The sequence below is a fragment of the Tardiphaga sp. 172_B4_N1_3 genome (genome assembly GCF_052076035.1).
GTDB classification, from domain to species: domain Bacteria; phylum Pseudomonadota; class Alphaproteobacteria; order Rhizobiales; family Xanthobacteraceae; genus Tardiphaga; species Tardiphaga robiniae.
This window is the reverse complement of sequence record NZ_CP197238.1, coordinates 1032857-1049398: the sequence shown is the minus strand read 5'-3', so window position 1 is coordinate 1049398 and position 16542 is coordinate 1032857. Positions and strand designations below refer to the sequence as shown.

13 protein-coding genes are annotated in these 16542 nt (G+C 62.3%); 6 read left to right on the top strand and 7 right to left on the bottom strand.

The window, feature by feature from the left end; all coding sequences use genetic code 11:
* Nucleotides 1-57 precede the first annotated feature (57 nt).
* The 3 genes from AB7783_RS04625 to AB7783_RS04615 all read right to left on the bottom strand — a co-directional run bounded on the left by AB7783_RS04625 (nucleotide 58) and on the right by AB7783_RS04615 (nucleotide 6204).
* A complete protein-coding gene (locus tag AB7783_RS04625) occupies nucleotides 58-3021 on the bottom strand; it encodes a bifunctional [glutamine synthetase] adenylyltransferase/[glutamine synthetase]-adenylyl-L-tyrosine phosphorylase (protein ID WP_441276985.1) in 2964 nt (987 codons plus the stop codon).
* Nucleotides 3018-4478 (bottom strand): sensor histidine kinase, encoded by a 1461-nt coding sequence (locus AB7783_RS04620; RefSeq protein ID WP_441276984.1) that lies wholly within the window; start codon nucleotides 4476-4478, stop codon nucleotides 3018-3020. Before AB7783_RS04620 ends, AB7783_RS04625 begins: the two co-directional genes overlap by 4 nt.
* Nucleotides 4479-4620: 142 nt before the next feature.
* Nucleotides 4621-6204 (bottom strand): winged helix-turn-helix domain-containing tetratricopeptide repeat protein, encoded by a 1584-nt coding sequence (locus AB7783_RS04615; RefSeq protein WP_441276983.1) that lies wholly within the window; start codon nucleotides 6202-6204, stop codon nucleotides 4621-4623.
* 248 nt (nucleotides 6205-6452) lie between these two features.
* Here AB7783_RS04615 and AB7783_RS04610 point away from each other — a divergent pair, with 248 nt between their 5' ends.
* From AB7783_RS04610 to AB7783_RS04595, 4 genes are all read left to right on the top strand, one after another.
* A complete protein-coding gene (locus AB7783_RS04610; protein ID WP_441276982.1) occupies nucleotides 6453-7193 on the top strand; it encodes an SDR family oxidoreductase in 741 nt (246 codons plus the stop codon).
* 38 nt (nucleotides 7194-7231) lie between these two features.
* Nucleotides 7232-8206 (top strand): alpha/beta fold hydrolase, encoded by a 975-nt coding sequence (locus AB7783_RS04605; protein WP_441276981.1) that lies wholly within the window; start codon nucleotides 7232-7234, stop codon nucleotides 8204-8206.
* 41 nt (nucleotides 8207-8247) lie between these two features.
* Nucleotides 8248-8904, top strand: a complete 657-nt coding sequence (locus AB7783_RS04600; protein WP_441276980.1) for an HD domain-containing protein — start codon at nucleotides 8248-8250, stop codon at nucleotides 8902-8904.
* 310 nt (nucleotides 8905-9214) lie between these two features.
* Nucleotides 9215-10570, top strand: coding sequence for a hypothetical protein (locus AB7783_RS04595; RefSeq protein WP_441276979.1), 1356 nt, complete (start codon nucleotides 9215-9217; stop codon nucleotides 10568-10570).
* A 94-nt stretch (nucleotides 10571-10664) separates the two neighbouring features.
* Here AB7783_RS04595 and AB7783_RS04590 read toward each other — a convergent pair whose 3' ends face one another.
* From AB7783_RS04590 to AB7783_RS04575, 4 genes are all read right to left on the bottom strand, one after another.
* The gene (locus tag AB7783_RS04590; protein ID WP_068730718.1) at nucleotides 10665-11345 is read right to left on the bottom strand and encodes a response regulator transcription factor; all 681 of its coding nucleotides are present in this window, start codon (nucleotides 11343-11345) and stop codon (nucleotides 10665-10667) included.
* Nucleotides 11346-11624: 279 nt separating this feature from the next.
* Nucleotides 11625-13220: a Do family serine endopeptidase gene (locus tag AB7783_RS04585; RefSeq protein WP_175367418.1), complete on the bottom strand. Its 1596-nt coding sequence runs from the start codon at nucleotides 13218-13220 to the stop codon at nucleotides 11625-11627.
* A 189-nt stretch (nucleotides 13221-13409) separates the two neighbouring features.
* Nucleotides 13410-13805 (bottom strand): carboxymuconolactone decarboxylase family protein, encoded by a 396-nt coding sequence (locus tag AB7783_RS04580; RefSeq protein WP_170849698.1) that lies wholly within the window; start codon nucleotides 13803-13805, stop codon nucleotides 13410-13412.
* Nucleotides 13806-13842: 37 nt separating this feature from the next.
* Entirely contained in the window at nucleotides 13843-14811 is a 969-nt protein-coding gene (locus AB7783_RS04575) for a Bug family tripartite tricarboxylate transporter substrate binding protein (protein WP_184515583.1), read from the bottom strand.
* 136 nt (nucleotides 14812-14947) lie between these two features.
* Here AB7783_RS04575 and AB7783_RS04570 point away from each other — a divergent pair, with 136 nt between their 5' ends.
* A complete protein-coding gene (locus AB7783_RS04570; RefSeq protein ID WP_441229295.1) occupies nucleotides 14948-15847 on the top strand; it encodes an amidohydrolase family protein in 900 nt (299 codons plus the stop codon).
* A 6-nt stretch (nucleotides 15848-15853) separates the two neighbouring features.
* Nucleotides 15854-16540, top strand: coding sequence for a GntR family transcriptional regulator (locus AB7783_RS04565; RefSeq protein WP_068730513.1), 687 nt, complete (start codon nucleotides 15854-15856; stop codon nucleotides 16538-16540).
* The last annotated feature ends 2 nt before the right edge of the window (nucleotides 16541-16542 follow it).

Sequence of the window (16542 nt, the reverse complement as noted above, 5' to 3'; positions counted from 1 at the left end):
GATGCAACTGATCTCCTGGAAATTGCGGCTCGCCGAGCTTGAATTTCCAGGAGGAGGCTAACTTGCGCCTTCCACAACCAGGCGGAACACCTGGCGCACATCAGCCTGCGTCTCATGCACGCGTGCTTGCAGCGAAGAGAAGTCCGGCTCGTTGCTCACGCGTGCGAGTATGCGCAACAGATCGGTGCCTGCCGTCTCCGGCTTGAACTTGTCGCTCACACACAGCCGCAGCACCTGCGTGAGGTCGTGATAGAGCCGCACCGCCGGACGCAGCACATCGGCGGCGGCTGGCGACAGAATGCCCAGTCGCGCCGCATTCTCCAGCACCTGCTGTGTACTGATGCTGAGGATCTCGGGCTTCTCTGCCGCATGTACCAGCTGCAGATATTGCGCGATAAATTCGATATCGACCATGCCACCCGCGGCATGTTTCAGGTCCCAGATATCGTCTTCCCCCTTCTCCTCGGCGATGGCCTGACGCATCTCGGCAACGTCGTTGGCGATGATCGTGGTTTCACGCGGACGCGTCAGCACGTCGCGGATGACCAATTCGATCTTCTCGCGGAACGCGGGCGTCGCCGAAATCACCCGCGCGCGCGTCAGCGCCATGTGCTCCCAGGTCCAGGCCTCGGTCTCCTGATATTCAGCGAAGGAATCGATGCGCGACGCCAGCGGTCCTGCCCGGCCCGACGGGCGAAGCCGCATATCGACCTCGTAGAGCACGCCATAATTGGTGCGCGTGGTGAAGGCGCTGATCAGGCGCTGCGTCAGCCGCGCGAAATATTGCGCACCGTGCAGCGGGCGCGGTCCATCTGAGTCCGGCGCGTCGTGATCGAAGTCGTAAATCAAAATCAGATCGAGATCGGATGCCGCCGTCATCTCGCGGCTGCCGAGCTTGCCCATCGCCACGATCGCGGTCTGCTGATCCTTGATGCGGCCGTGCTGGGCGACGAACTGATCGAGCACGAGCCCATGCAGCGTATGCGCAATGCCTTCGGCGACGTCGGCGAATGCAATCCCGGCCTGCTGCGCCGACACCGTGCCCGACAGGATACGCGTGCCGATCAGGAACAGGCTTTCCTGTCCGAACAGCCTCAGACGATCGAGAAACTCTTCATAGGAATTGGCGTCTTCGAGCGTCGCCGCCAGCCGCGTCGACAATTCGCGCTGGTCCGGCATGGCGCCGAAGAAGCGCGGATCGATGAGCCCATCCATGATCTGCGGCTGCCGCGCCAGCATGTCACCCAGACGCGGCGCCGCGCCAAGTACAAGCGCCACCAGCGCGACGAGATCGCGGTTCTGGCTGAGCAGCGAGATCAGCCTGCCGCCGCGTTGCAATGCCTGCAGAAAGCGGTCGAACGCAACGACCGCAAGGTCGGGCTCTTCGGCATCGGCCAGCCCGACGATCAGCGAAGGCACGAATTCCATGAATGCCTGCCGCGTGCCCTCATATTTGAGCGCGCGATAGTCATCTGTCATCCAGTGCTGCACCGTCTCCGCCACCATGGCCGGCTTGCGGAAACCGAGCTTGGTGAAATGTTCGAGCAGCCGCTGGTCCGTCGCGCCCGCTTTATAGTCGACAGCCGGTAGATGGACGTTATCGGTGGGATCGCCCTCGAACAGGCGGCCATAATGCCCCTGCACGCAATTGAGATGCCCGAGCAGATCGCGGGCAAATGCCTCGCGGTTGTCATAACCGAAGAAGCGCGCAAAGCGCTCCATGGCGCCGACGTCATCGGGCAGCGAGTGAGTCTGCTCGTCGGCCACCATCTGCAGCCGATGCTCGACACGGCGCAGGAATTCATAGGCGAGCGTCAGTTCGTCGCGCGCCTCAAAGGTGATCCAGTTGCTGGCAGCGAGAATATTCAACGCCTCCAGCGTCGGCCGCACGCGCAATTCCGGATGGCGCCCGCCGGCAATCAACTGCTGGGTCTGGGCGAAGAACTCGATCTCGCGGATGCCGCCGCGCCCGACCTTGACATTGTGGCCCTCGACGGAGATTTCATTCTGCCCGCGAAACGTCTGCATCTGCCGTTTCATGTCATGAACATCGGCCAGTGCGGCGAAATCCAGATGCTTTCGCCAGACGAAAGGCGCGATCTCGGCCAGCAGCGCCTCACCGGCCTTGAAGTCACCGGCGCAAGGCAACGCCTTGATCATCGCCGCGCGCTCCCATGTGCGCCCTTCGCGCTCATAGTAATGCAGCGCTGATGCCGTCGAGACCGCGACCGGCGTCGAGGCGGGATCGGGTCGCAGCCGCAGATCGACGCGGAACACATAGCCGTCGCCGGTGCGCTGCTGCAGCAGCCGCGATACGCCCTGCGCGATGCGCACGAAGAATGAATTCGGCTCGATATCCTCGGCCAGCGTATGCGCTTCGAGATCGAAGAAAACGATTAGGTCTATGTCGCTGGAATAGTTCAGTTCGCCGGCGCCCATCTTGCCCATCGCCAGCACAATCAGGCCGCTGCCCCGCTCCGGATTCTCGGGATCCGGCGGCAGGATACGCTTGCGTGCCATGTCCTGGCGCAGCAGATAACGCACAGTCGTCTGGACGGAGGACACAGCGAGATCGGTCAGCGCCCGCGTGACGCGCATCACCGGCCAGACGCCGCCGATGTCGCACAGCGCAATCAACAAGGCCGCTTCGGATTTCATGCGTCGCAGCAGATGCATGACATCGGGATCGCCGCCGGCGGCAGCGACATTCGCGGAGGTCTCGGCGATCAGAGTGGTGAGCAGGCGCTCGGGGTCGCAATGCAGCAGACGCAAGGCACGCCCGGCATCGGCGCGGATCAGATCGAACAGATAGGGCGAGGCCTCGGCAATGCCGAGCAGGATCGCCCTGGCATGCGGAAATTGGTCGGTGATCGCGCGAAATGCGGCAGCATCGTCCGGCGCGATATCGGCGAGCCATTCGCCGAAGCGCTGCTCGGCATCGGCGGGGGCGAACAGCTGCGGTCCGCTGACGAATTGCGCGGCCAGCGGGAGCTGGCCCTCGCCTGTTGCGGCTGAGGTCATGCCGACTTCTGTGGCACATTCCCCGTTTGACCCGCAAGGCCTTCGGCTGCCACTGCCGGCAGCGCCAACGTGACCCGCAACCCTGGATGATTGTCGCCCAGCTGCAATTCACCGCCATGCAGCGTGGCCACGGCAGATGCAAGACTGAGACCGAGGCCGGAACCGGGCAATGTGCGGCTCGCTTCCAGCCGCACGAAGCGCTCCACCGCATGTTTCCGATCGGCATCGGGAATGCCTGGACCATGATCGGAGACGCTGAGCAGCACCTGATCGCCCTCGCGCCGCGCCTCGATCACGATGTCCTTGGCGGCCGCAGCGCCTGCGCTATCGGCATTCTCTTCCGTAATCGCAGGTTTGCCATATTTGATGGCGTTTTCGACGAGATTGGCGAGCGCCTGGCTGATCAGTTCGCGATTGCCACGCAGCGGCGCAGCCGCGGTCTTGACGGTCAGCGTAAGATCGCTGTCTTCAGCAAGCGGTTCATAGAGCTCGTGGATGCCCTCGGCCACTTCAGCAGCGTCGAAATTGTCCATATTGCCGCGCGCCTGCCCTGATTCCGCACGTGCGATCATCAGCAGCGCATTGAAGGTCCGGATCAGGCCATCGGATTCCTCGATGGTGCGTTCCAGCGCGGCACGATATTCGGCCTCGTTGCTGGATCGCGCCAGCGCCTCCTCCGCCCGATTGCGCAGCCGCGTGAGCGGCGTCTTGAGGTCATGGGCGATATTGTCCGAGACTTCCTTCAGTCCTGTCATCAGCGCTTCAATGCGCTCCAGCATGGCATTGAGATTTTCCGCGAGACGGTCGAGTTCGTCGCCACTGCGTCCGACCGGCAGACGGCCGGAGAGATCGCCCGCCATGATGCGCTGGGTGGTGCCGGTCATGGCGTCGATCCGCCGCAGCACGCGGCTGGCGACGAAAATCCCGCCGCCGAGTCCAAGAACAACGACGATCAGCACCGACCACTTTGCGGCATCGCCGACGATGTCGAACAGGCGCCGGCGTTCCTCGAGATCATGGCCGATCAGCAGCCGGAAGCCGCTGCTCAATTGCGTCACCTTCACCAGTGCGCGATGGTTGGACGAGTCGGGATCGTCGAGCCGGCGATAGGCGGTCTCGGACCAGCCCGTGGTCGCCATCACGCCGGGCGCCAGCGAGGACACGTTGCCGGCGATGGATTGACCCGCCGGTGTCGTGATCAGATAGAGGTTGGCGCCAGGACGCAGCGCCCGGTTCTCGATGGCGCCCACGATCCCCCGCAAGCCGCGCCGCCCGAACAGATCGCTCAGCTCGGTCATTTCGTCATCGACCGTGGTCGTAATCTGATCGTTGATCAGCCGGTGTGTATTCCAGGCGAAATAGCCGAGCAGCGATGCTGCAAACAGCGCGAACAGCAGCAGATAGGCCAACGTCAACCGGAAGGCCGTCGTGCGAAACAGTTTACCGATAGCCGTCACGGGTCACGCTCGGGACGTGCGGAAATGGAAGGTTCTGGAAGTCATCCCCTGTTCTAGCAGGCGCAAGCTGTAACAAACAGGGCGTGAATATGAGATGTTGGTAATGTCGCTCGACTGCAGGAATTTTATCTTTCAGCGCGGTTCACTCCGGAAGGCCGGCTTTTCGCAGGCCCTCCGATGCCAGTGCGAAGTCCTGCGGTCGCCGCACCAGCAGCCAGTCGTCAATATTGCTGAGCCGCAATGTGGGATCGAGCCGGCGCACATGGCCCATCGCCTCACGCGCCTCTTCCATTCGCCCCCCCAGAGCATGTGCAGCCGCCTGGAATGCAGCAACACGGAGAATGTTCGGCACCTCGCGCGACGCCTCCCGCAAGCAATCGAGCGCGGTATTAAAGCGTCGCGAATAGAGATGCGACATCGCGATTCCCGTATGCATCTGGAATGTCTCGGGATCGAGCGGACTGAGCCGCATGGCGCGTGAGAAATAAGCGATGGCCTCGTCGTGCTCGCCGAGCGAAACACGTTGATAGCCGCCGAGGTACCAGATCGTCGACAGATTGGGATTGAGCACTAGCGCACGATCGACATAGGCGACGCAGGCATGCAGGTCGCCGCCGAAATGCGGCCAGGCATGGCCGCCGCGTGTCAGCGCTACCGCGTCGTTCTTCCCGAGGGTGACGGCGCGCTCGGCAAGCCGCGCCGCTTCGCGCCCGTCAGCCACACGATCGGAAAGCCAGCGATTCATCTTGCGCCAGTAGAAGCATCCCGCAGCCATCCCATAGGCCGCAGCGAAGTCGGGATCAAGCTCGATGGCTTTGTAGAAATTCGCCAATGCCGCATCGATCCCATCGCGCGTCGACACATGAAAATTCGCCAGTCCGCGCAGGTAGTAATCATAGGCGTCGAGGCTTTCGGTCGGCTTCCGCTTGGCGCGTTCGATCTCCGCAAATTCAAGCTGCGGCGCGATGGCGCCCACGACGCTTTCCGTGACCTGGTCCTGCAGATCGAAGATGTCATCAACAACGCTCTCAAAGCGCTCGCCCCACAGATGCATGCCCGTGGTGGTATCGACGAGCTGTCCGGTAATGCGCACGCGGTTCGCTACACGGCGCACGCTGCCTTCCAGCACATAGCGCACGCCAAGTTCGCGCCCGACCTCGCGGACGTCCACGGCACGGCCTTTAAACGTGAAACTGGAATTGCGGGCGATGACGAACAGCCAGCGAAGCCGCGAAAGCGCGAGGATGATGTCCTCGACCATGCCATCGACGAAATAGTCCTGCTGCGGATCGCCGCTCAGATTGAGGAACGGCAGCACTGCGATCGACGGCCGATCGGGCAACGTCAGCGCGGCGTCCGGGTTCACCGTCGATGTGGCGTGATCGGCAACCGCTGCGTCAGACTGCGCCGGCATTGCCGTCTCGGTCACATCGCCGACGAAGCGAAAGCCCTTGCGCGCCACCGTCTTCAGCAGCCGCTGTTCGTCGCCGCTATCGCCCAGCGCCTTGCGTACCGCATTGATGTGACTGGCCAGCGTCGATTCGGACACGATCCGTCCCGCCCACACGGCATCGAGAAGGGCATCCTTGCTGACGACGTGGTCGCGGTTCTTCACCAGATGCAGCAGCAGGTCGAAAGCCTGCGGCGTGATCGCCACCTTGTCGCTGCCATGCGACAACTCTCTGCGGTCGGGATCGAGGACATAGCCTGCGAACAGATACGGCACTCGGCGCTCCATGACTGCCTGCGTTTTCGGCCGGCGGCAATGAACCGTCAAGACCTTCAGGAGGCAACAGAACCGACCCCACAACTGGCCTGTCGCGCGCCATCGGCGGTGACGTGCCAGCCGGCCCTTTCTGAACGAACATCCAAGCGAAACTCAAGAGAAAACGAAGATTGCGGCAAAGTCTTCCTGTGCGCCGCGGCGCATGGTCCGCCCACACGATCGTCACCGTGTGAAAGGGAGAAAATATCATGAAAATCGTCGTCATTGGAGGTAGCGGCCTCATCGGTACGCAGGTCGTGAGCGGCTTGAACAAACTGGGCCACAAGGTCTTCGCCGCCTCGCCGTCGACGGGCGTCAACACGCTGACGCGGGAAGGACTGGCCGAGGCCATGTCCGGGACAAACGTCGTCATCGACGTGGCGAATTCGCCATCATTCGAGGACGGGCCGGTGATGGACTTCTTTCAGACATCCAGTCGCAACCTGCTCGCGGCGGAAAAAGCCGCAGGTGTCCAGCATCATCTGGCCCTGTCTGTGGTCGGGACCGAGCGCCTTCTGGCCAGCGGCTATTTCCGCGCCAAGCTGGCCCAGGAGGATCTCATCAAGGCGTCCGGCATGCCCTACACGATCCTGCGGGCGACGCAGTTCTTCGAATTCATCCCCGCCATCGTGCAAGGCGGCGTGGACGGCGACGTGATTCGCCTGGCGCCGGCCCTGATCCAGCCCATCGCATCTGCGGACGTGGCAGCCGCCATGGTGGACCTGGCCCTGGGCACCCCGGTGAACGGCGTCGTCGAGGTGGCCGGGCCCGAACCGCTCCCGCTCGACGCACTCGGGCGCAAATATCTGACGGCAAAGCAGGACCCACGCCAGGTCATCGCCGACATCCACGTGGGTTATTTCGGCACGCCAATCAATGATCGCTCCCTGACGCCCGATGCCGGCGCGCGCATCGGAGCGATCCATCTCGACGACTGGCTCAAGGGCTGATCGACGCACGCTGCCTCTCCGCCAACCAAGGACCAGCCATGACCGACGACGTTCCGCGCTCGACACCCTCCCGCCGCGATCTGCTCGCAGCTGCCGCCATCACCGCGCTCACTGCCGGCTTGCCCTCGATCGCCGAGGGCAAGGCCGGCGACAAGCCAACCAAACCTCACGCTCACAAAGGACATCGTACCATGAGCACCATCACCACAAAGGACGGCACCGAAATCTATTACAAGGACTGGGGCAAGGGCCCGGTCGTTACCTTCTCCCATGGCTGGCCGCTCAACGCGGACGCGTGGGACGGCCAGATGCTGTTTCTCGCCCAGCATGGCTACCGTGTCATCGCCCATGACCGCCGCGGTCATGGCCGCTCCAGCCAGGCCTCGAACAACAATGACATGAACGGCTATGCCGACGATCTCGCCGCAGTCATCGAGACGCTCGATCTGAAGGACGCGACGCTGGTCGGCCATTCCACGGGCGGCGGCGAAGTCGCACGCTACATCGGCCGCCACGGCACCAAGCGTGTGAAGAAGGCGGTGCTGATCGCGGCGGTGCCACCGATCATGCTGAAGACACCAGCCAATCCGGAAGGATTGCCGATCGAGGTGTTCGACGGCATCCGCGCCGGCGTGGCCGGAGATCGGTCGCAATATTACAAGGATTTGGCGATCGCCTTCTACGGCGCCAACCGGCCCGGCGCGAAAGTCTCCCAGGGCACGCTGGATCAGTTCTGGCTGTGGAGCATGCAGGCCGGCGCGAAGAACGCCTATGAGAGCGTGAAGGCGTTCTCGGAGACGGATTTCACGGAAGACCTGAAGAAGTTCGACGTCCCTACCCTCGTCCTGCATGGCGAGGACGATCAGATCGTGCCCGTGAAGGACTCCGCGGTGAAATCAGCCAAGCTGATCAAGGGTGCCAAGGATGTCTATTATCCCGGCGCACCGCACGGCATCACGGCGACCCATGCGGATCAGGTCAATGCCGAGCTGCTGAAATTCCTGAAGAGCTAGCACAAGCAACCTTCACGGTCCGGTAGAGCGAGGCGATGAACATGCAACAGATCAATGACAGGCAACTGGCGGGAGTAACCGTCCCCGATACGGCCATCATCGCCAGCGCGATCGACCACGCCCGGAACAGTTGCGAACCGTACCTGTTCAACCATGTCGTTAGGTCATGGTTGTTTGCGGTGCGGCTCGCTCAACTGCAGAACATCGAGCACGACGGCGAGGTTCTCGCCGTCGCAGCACTGCTGCATGACATCACACTCAATGAACGCTTCGCCGGACCGCGTCGCTTCGAAGTAGAAGGCGCCGACCTCGCGCATCTCTTTGCACGGGAGCATGGCTTCGACCGAAGCCGTGCACAGTTGATCTGGGATAGCGTTGCGCTCAATTCCACGCCGTCGATTGGGCTGTTCAAGGAAGCCGAAGTCGCACTCTGCACCGCCGGCATCTGCTTCGATGTCGTCGGCCTGCAGTATGAGCTTATTCCACCGAGCGAAGTTGCGGCAATTGTCGCGGAATTTCCACGTTTGGGAATGAAGCAGAAAATGACTCGCTGCTTCTGCCATATCGCCCGGACCCAACCCGGCACCACTTACGACAACTTCATTCGCGATTTCGGCGAACGTTTCGTGGCGGGCTACAAGGCAAGCTCCGTCGTCGAACTGGTGATCAACGCGCCGTTCGACGAAGAACAGCCATAGACGGCGCGACGGGACCGCCGCCGCATCTTTATTAGAATCAGGTTCCGGAAGAATGTCACGACTGTCGTAAGGCAATCTCGCCAGCTGCCATAGTTTCGCCAGCGACCTGATCAAGCGCGAAAGTGTGGGAATCACGGGTAAACTTGCCTAGTCTCTTCAGTCACGGGTGAAGAGAATAAAGCTCCATGGATCTTACCAGATCCGATCGGCCGACGAGAACCAGAACGACATCGGCAACTCGGCCGATCAATCCTGCTAAATACTGCTGTCGGGCAGTAAACGAAGTAACCTGAGGGAGGAATTGAGGCTGATGCAGATGCTTGCTCGACGGTCGGACAGCCGGGGGCGGCTTTCTGTTTCCTTGATCGTGATCGGGTGCGTCTTTTTGGGCCTCTTGCTCCGCTTCCTCGCTCGGGAGCATGCCACCACCGACGCCGTTCAATACCACATCCCCTGGTACATATTCGCGCGCGACCGCGGTATTGGTGGGTTTGGCGAAGCCTTCACCAACTACACGCCGTTCTACAGCTACCTGTTGTTGATCATGGCGCAATTTGATGGGCTGGGCCAGCCTCTCACTCTGTTGAAGGCGATGTCGTTCGTATTCGAGTTCGGCAGCGCGATCGTGGTGGCTCTGATCGTGTGGTGGGCAAATAAGGCACCATCGCGCGCGTGCATTGCCTTTTGCTGTGTCTGGCTCGCGCCGACAGTGATCTTCAACGGCGCTCTGTGGGGACAGGCCGACTCGATCTGGACATTCTTCACGCTCGTTTCGATAGCGGCGTTCATGCAGCATCGGAACGGCATTTTGCCATTCGCAGTCGCGGTCGCGGTGAAGGCCCAAGGCGTATTCCTGGGACCGTTTGTTCTGGGCATGATGTTGCGTGACAAGATTCACTGGACATGGCTGGCCGCCGTCCCCGTGGTCTACGCAGCCCTCGCTATTCCTGTTGTTGTCGCCGGCAGATCTATCGCCTCGGTGTTCAGCATCTACATGGAACAAGCTGACATGTTTCACCGCCTCACCATGAACGCCGCGAATATCTGGGTGTTCGCAGGGAGTGTTCCCTACCAGATGGGTGTCGCCATCGGGCTCGCATTGGCGGTGCTCGGCGGGCTGGCGCTGGCAGCCTTGCTCGCGCGGTCCAAGCGAGAAGGCCCAGAGTTCATTTTGCTCGTCGCATGCGCATCTCTGATGATCATGCCCTACCTACTTCCGAAGATGCACGATCGTTACTTCTTTGCGTTCGAGGTCGCGTCCATCGGGCTGGCCTGTCTCAATCCGCGTTACCTGCCGTTCCCGGTGATCGCTCAGATCTCTGGCGTGCTGTCCTATCTCGGATTCGAACGCGAGATTGTGATGGGCCTGCTACCCGCGGCGCTGTGCAACACGTTGCTGGCCATATACCTGGTGCTCGACCTCTCGCGTGTTGAGAGCGGCTTCCGCTTTCCGAAACTTGCGTGGCTCGGCTACGCCGCATCGACTGCAGGACTGTTCGCTTATCTGCTGCTGGCAGATGCCGGGGAGAACATGTCTCTCACCTACCTGCTCTTCACGGGTCTCGTCGTGGGCACGGCGCTGATGGTCATTAAAGGCTCGCGCTGCGCGTCAGTTCCCGAACGGTCAGTCGCCGGGGCAGCCCCCGCGCACCCGCCCGTCAATTGAGATCAATCACTTTCGCAGTCCGGGACGATTGACGCGATGATGATCGGCAACGACCGCGTAAAGCGTCAATCTTTTGACTGAACCGAGATTTGGCTCACTTCATGCCGTCGCGGACCATATAGCCGGCGCCGCGAATGGTGTGCAGCAGCGGACGCTCAAAGCCCTTGTCGATCTTCGAGCGCAGGCGCGAGATATGGACGTCGATCACGTTGGTCTGCGGATCGAAATGATAGTCCCAGACGTTTTCCAGCAGCATGGTGCGGGTGACCACCTGCCCGGCATGTTTCATGAGATATTCGAGCAGCCGAAATTCGCGGGGCTGCAGGATCAGTTCCTGGCCACCGCGCGTCACGCCATGGGACAGCCGGTCGAGTTCGAGATCACCGACGCGATAGGTCGTTTCTTCGGCGGGACCACCCTGGCGGCGCGACAGCACTTCGACGCGCGCGAGCAGCTCGGCGAATGAATAAGGCTTCGGCAGATAATCGTCGCCGCCGGCGCGCAGGCCCTTGATGCGGTCGTCGACCTGGCCCAGCGCCGACAGGATCAGTGCCGGCGTCCGGTTACCCTTGTCGCGCAGGCCGCCGATGACGGAGAGTCCATCGCGCTTCGGCAACATGCGATCGACCACCAGCACGTCGTAATCGCCGGAATCGGCGAGCGCGAAACCTTCCTCGCCATCGCTGGCGTGATCGGCGACATGGCCGACCTCACGGAAAGCCTTGACCAGATAGTCGGCGGATTCGCGGTCGTCTTCGATGATGAGCAGACGCATCTGGGGATCGGATTCGCTGTGGATCTTGTGAGTCTCGGTCACCATGGCGCGCACCGGGCTTTCATGCAAGGCGGCGGAATGCCCGCCGGTCATCCTTCGGGGCAGAAAGAAGAATAGGCGGTGAAGCTGGGGGAAACTTCACCGCCCATTGGCCTTTCAACGGAGGGGGGCGTTTTCCATCGAAAGGAAGCAGCGGGAGCGAGTTTGTGGCTCGCCCCCTGGAAAGAGCCGTCAGCGGGGGCGACTATGCCGGCGACACTCTCCGTTCATGTGCGGTGATCAGCTCTTCGCCAGGGGAACGGCCACGAACTTCGATGAGCCGTTCGAGCGAACCCTGATCAGCACGCTGTTCTTGTTGTCGTTGTGCGCGGCGACAATCGCCTCGCGCACATCGCCGGGATTGGTCACGCTCTTGCCGGCGACTTCGAGAATGACGTCGCCTTCCTTGAAGCCACGCTCGGCAGCGGCACTCTTCGGATCGACGCCAGTCACGACCACGCCGTCCTTGCCGGCACCGGCGACACTGCTCGCGGGCGAAACCGTGAGGCCGAGCCGCGGGACGTCGCTGCCGCGCGATGACGATCCCTTGTCACCGCTATCGACATCGGCCTTCGCCTCTATCGTGTTCGGCAACTGGCCGAGGGTCATGGACAGAACCTTGTCCTCCCCCTTGTGCAGCACGTTGATCTTCACCGTGTTGCCCGGCGCGAAGCCGCCAATGGTGCGGGCGAGTTCGCGTGCATCCTTCACCGGCGTGCCATTCACCGCGGTGATGACGTCACCCGACTTGATGCCAGCCTTGGCTGCCGGACCATCGGCCTGCGGCTCGGCGACCAGCGCACCTTCCGCCTTCTTCAGGCCGAGACTGTCGGCGATATCCTGGGTCACCGGCTGAATCTGCACGCCGATCCAGCCACGCGAGACCGAACCCTTGTCCTTGAGCTGCGCCACCACCGTCTTCACAGTCGAGGCCGGGATCGAGAACGCGATGCCGACGCTGCCGCCCGAGGGCGAATAGATCGCGGTGTTGACGCCCATCACTTCGCCTGACGTATCGAAAGCCGGACCACCAGAATTGCCCTTGTTCACGGGCGCATCGATCTGGATGAAATCGTCATAGGGACCGCTGCCGATGTCGCGGCCCGAGGCCGAGACGATGCCTGCGGTCACGGTGCCGCCGAGGCCGAACGGGTTGCCGACTGCCAGCACCCAGTCGCCAATCCGCGGCTTGCCGTCAGCAAGCTTGGCGAACGGGAAATCGGTGCGGCCCTCGACCTTGATCAGCGCCAGATCGGTGCGCGGATCGGTGCCGATCACCTTGGCCGAATAGGTCTTGCCGTCGTCGGTCGAGACCTCGACCTTGTCGGCGCCATCGACCACGTGATTGTTGGTTACGGCGAAACCGTCAGCCGAGATGAAGAAGCCCGAGCCCTGACCGCTCACGACGCCACGGCCGCCGCCGCGCGGACCACCGCGCATGCCCGGGGGCACGCCGTCCTGGCCGAAGCGCTTGAAGAAGCGCTCCATCGGGGAGCCCGGCTGGAACGGCGAGTCGCCGTTGTTGTCGTCATCCTTCGATGCGACCTTTTCCTTCATGTTGACCTTGACCGAGATCACCGACGGCTTCACGCGCTCGACGATATCGGCAAAGCCGACCGGCTGCGCGGCCTGCGACTTGACCTGCTTGTCGACCTGCGCATGCGCAGTGGTGGTGAAGATGTCGACCGGACCGTTGGAGGGCGACAGGCCATAAGCGGCAACACCAAGGCCCGCAACCACCGACGCCATCAGCGCGAATTTACGCGCAGAGAACAGCGAGCGGCGGGGTGCCTTGTAGGACGGCAATTCGGAAAAATCGGTGGGGCGGTCGGACATCGAGAAAATCTCCAGAGCAACGGCGCGGGGGGCAAGGCGCCTTGTGTGATCTGAAGATGGAGGTTTCCACCTTACCGCGGGCTGGCAGGGGAATTAAGGTTTGGTAATCTGGGAGATGCAGGTGTGGCGGGGTGACGCAGGGAAAACCGCGCCTGAATCACCCCGATATCGGCAGATGCAACGGCGGTATCAGCCGCCGGTCTTTTGAGCCGTCTCCGGGAACAGACCGGCCAGGATTTCGCCGGCCATGTTGAAGGCTGCAACGCCGCGGAACAGCGCAGCGATTCCGGCGCTTGCGTGCAGTTCCTCAAGCGTGGCGCCGGCCTTGATCGCAGCCTTTGCGTGATTGGCAGCAGCTTCGGACGTCTGGACCAGCAGGATCGCGAACGACATCAATTGCACGGTCTTCTGATCCAGTGCCGTCGGCGTCAGCGCCGCAATCCGCCAGTCCTCCAGCGCCGTGACCAGAGCGGGATCGACGCGCATGCCCAGTTCCAGTCGCTTCGCGATCTTCGGCGGCGTGAACCCAATCATCCCCTCGTAGCGGGATTTCAATTCGTCGAGCTCAGCAATTTTCTTCGTCATATGGTTCCCGTTTTCAAATCGATTACGGTCCGAAGTCCTACTCGACCTTGGCGCCCGCTGTCTTGACCACTTGCCCCCACTTATCAGACTCCGTACGCAGAAACGCCGCGAACGCGTCGCCTGACAATGTGCCGGGCTCGGCGCCGACATCGGCGAGACGCTTCACCATATCGGGGTCCTTCAGCACCTTGGCCACGCCGTCGATCAGCACCTTCGTCACGTCCGGCGGCATCTTGGCCGGCGCGACGAGGCCAAACCATGACGACGCCTCGAAATTCGCGACACCCGCCTCCGCCATGGTCGGCAGCTCCGGGAACAGAGGCGAACGTGCTGCGCCGGCCACGGCAATCGCGCGGATCGTGCCGCCCTGAACCTGCGGACGAATGGCGGGCATGTTGTCGAACATCATCGGGATCTGACCGGCGATCAGGTCATTCATCGCCGGCGCCGCGCCGCGATACGGCACATGGACGATATCGATGCCGGCGCGCGCCTTCAGCAGCTCGCCGGCCAGATGATTGGTTGATCCCAGGCCGGACGAGCCGAAATTGAGTTTGCCCGGCGATGCCTTGGCGAGCGCGATCAGCTCCGCCACCGTCGTCGCCTTCACGCCCGGATTGACCGCCAGCACGATCGGAACCGACGCGATCAACGCTACCGGCGTGAAATCCTGCGCGGGATTGAAGGGGAGTTGCGCGTAGAGCGACTGATTGACCGCGAGCGGTCCGGGCGCCGTCAGCAGCAACGTATAGCCATCGGCGGGCGAGCGCACGACGGCATCCGCGCCAATGTTTCCGCCGCCGCCGGCACGGTTGTCGATCACCACCGGCTGTCCCCAGAGCTCCTGCAGTTTGGTGCCAAGCAAGCGGGCAACGACGTCGTTCGATCCGCCGGCGGGAAACGGCACCACGATCTTGATGCCGCGTTCGGGAAACCCTGCATGGGCAACCTGGCCGACCAGCGAAACCATGACCAGAGCCACCAGTGCAGAAACCACGTGCCGCATGCGAACCTCCAAATAATCGATTTTTCTTGCTTCGTCGATTTTATGTTGGCACTACTTAAGGCTGTCGTCAAATCGGCTGATTGCCACCGTTTATTTTCAGCGAACAAAGATCGCTTATTTGAAGGGAGTTGCCACGATGAGTGCGCATACGCCTGGCGCCCCACCGAAGCCCTGCCCCGGCCCCGATCGCCATCCGAAGCGGCCGGCATTCGTGATGCCGCGTGGTGCCTGCGATACCCATGTCCACGTCTTCGGCCCGCAGGTCGAATTTCCGTTCAGCGAACAGCGCAGCTACACGCCCGAAGACTGCACCTATGACGACCTGATGCAGCTCCACGAAACGCTCGGGATCGACCGCGCCGTCATCGTGCATGGCGGCGCTCATGGCACCGACAATAGTGCGACCCTCGCGGCCCTCGACCTCAATCCGCGACGACTGCGCGGGGTGGCCGTGATCCCGTCGGGCCTGCCGCAACAGGAGCTCGAAGACATGCACCTCCGCGGCATGCGCGGCTGCCGGATGTCCACCGTCGTCAGCGGCGGCGCATCCTTTGCGCATCTAGCGGGTCTCGCGAACGAGACCTTCGATTTCGGCTGGCATCTCGTGCTGCATTTCAACAGAGCGAGCGAACTGGTCGATGTCGCGCCGCAACTGATGCAGGTCCGCAGTCCGTTCGTGCTGGATCACCTCGCCCGGATCAGCGCTGCAGAAGGCGTCGACTCCGAACCGTTCCGAACCTTGCTGCGATTGCTCGACACCGACCGCTGCTGGATCAAGCTCGCCAGCCTGTACCGTCTCTCTGCAGAGCCCTATCCGCATCGCGACATGCTGCCGATGATCGCGCGCGTGGTCGAAGCACGTCCCGACCGTATCCTCTGGGGCAGCAACTGGCCACATCCGATCTGCCCGGTCGCGATGCCGAACGATGGCGACCTCGTCGATCTCATCCCGCTCTGGCTGCCGGATCCCAAAGCGCAGCAAATGGCACTGGTGGATAATCCGGCTTCGCTCTACGGTTTCGAGAGCATCGGATAAGCCATCATGAGCACCGCACGCACCACCACGGCCGGCGCGATCCCGACCACATTGTCCACCACGCTGGTCGCCCGTTTGCGGGACTCCATCATGCGCGGCGACCTACTGCCGGGCAGCAAACTCAATCTTGATCGCCTGCGCACCGCCTTCGGCGTCAGCCTCAGCCCGCTCCGCGAAGCGCTGTGTCGTCTGGAGAATGACGGACTCGTCGCGCTGATCGATCAGCGCGGCTATCGCGTCACGCCGGTCTCGGCGAGCAATCTCGCCGAGATCATCCGGCTACGCGTCGAGCTCGAAGGCCTCGCCGTCAAGGAAGCCATCGAACACGGCGATGTCGCCTGGGAAGGACGCGTGCTCGGCTCGCTGCATCAGCTCAGCCGCTGCAAGCGCGGCTCACGCTCGGCCGCTGAACAGGAAGCCTGGGAGATTGCGCATCGCGCCTTCCATGCCGAACTGATCTCGGCATGCCAGATGCCGCTGTTGCGGCAGTTCTGCGCGACGCTGCACGACCAGAGCGATCGCTATCGCCGCATCTTCCTGAAGAAACATCAGCCGGATCGCGATGTGCCTGCAGAACACACTGCCATGGCCCATGCGATGATCGAGCGCCGCACCCGCGATGCAACACGGATCCTGCGGGAGCATATCGAACGCACGGGTCGGAATATCCAGGCGGTGTTGCCCGCCGAATAGAC

Excerpts from the sequence above, each read along its gene's own strand:
- AB7783_RS04570 (WP_441229295.1), top strand. The coding sequence starts at position 14,948 with ATGAGTGCGCATACGCCTGGCGCCCCACCGAAGCCCTGCCCCGGCCCC.
- AB7783_RS04590 (WP_068730718.1), bottom strand. The coding sequence starts at position 11,345 with ATGCGTCTGCTCATCATCGAAGACGACCGCGAATCCGCCGACTATCTG.
- AB7783_RS04605 (WP_441276981.1), top strand. The coding sequence starts at position 7,232 with ATGACCGACGACGTTCCGCGCTCGACACCCTCCCGCCGCGATCTGCTC.
- AB7783_RS04600 (WP_441276980.1), top strand. The coding sequence starts at position 8,248 with ATGCAACAGATCAATGACAGGCAACTGGCGGGAGTAACCGTCCCCGAT.
- AB7783_RS04595 (WP_441276979.1), top strand. The coding sequence starts at position 9,215 with ATGCAGATGCTTGCTCGACGGTCGGACAGCCGGGGGCGGCTTTCTGTT.
- AB7783_RS04585 (WP_175367418.1), bottom strand. The coding sequence starts at position 13,220 with ATGTCCGACCGCCCCACCGATTTTTCCGAATTGCCGTCCTACAAGGCA.
- AB7783_RS04610 (WP_441276982.1), top strand. The coding sequence starts at position 6,453 with ATGAAAATCGTCGTCATTGGAGGTAGCGGCCTCATCGGTACGCAGGTC.
- AB7783_RS04580 (WP_170849698.1), bottom strand. The coding sequence starts at position 13,805 with ATGACGAAGAAAATTGCTGAGCTCGACGAATTGAAATCCCGCTACGAG.
- AB7783_RS04565 (WP_068730513.1), top strand. The coding sequence starts at position 15,854 with ATGAGCACCGCACGCACCACCACGGCCGGCGCGATCCCGACCACATTG.
- AB7783_RS04625 (WP_441276985.1), bottom strand. The coding sequence starts at position 3,021 with ATGACCTCAGCCGCAACAGGCGAGGGCCAGCTCCCGCTGGCCGCGCAA.
- AB7783_RS04575 (WP_184515583.1), bottom strand. The coding sequence starts at position 14,811 with ATGCGGCACGTGGTTTCTGCACTGGTGGCTCTGGTCATGGTTTCGCTG.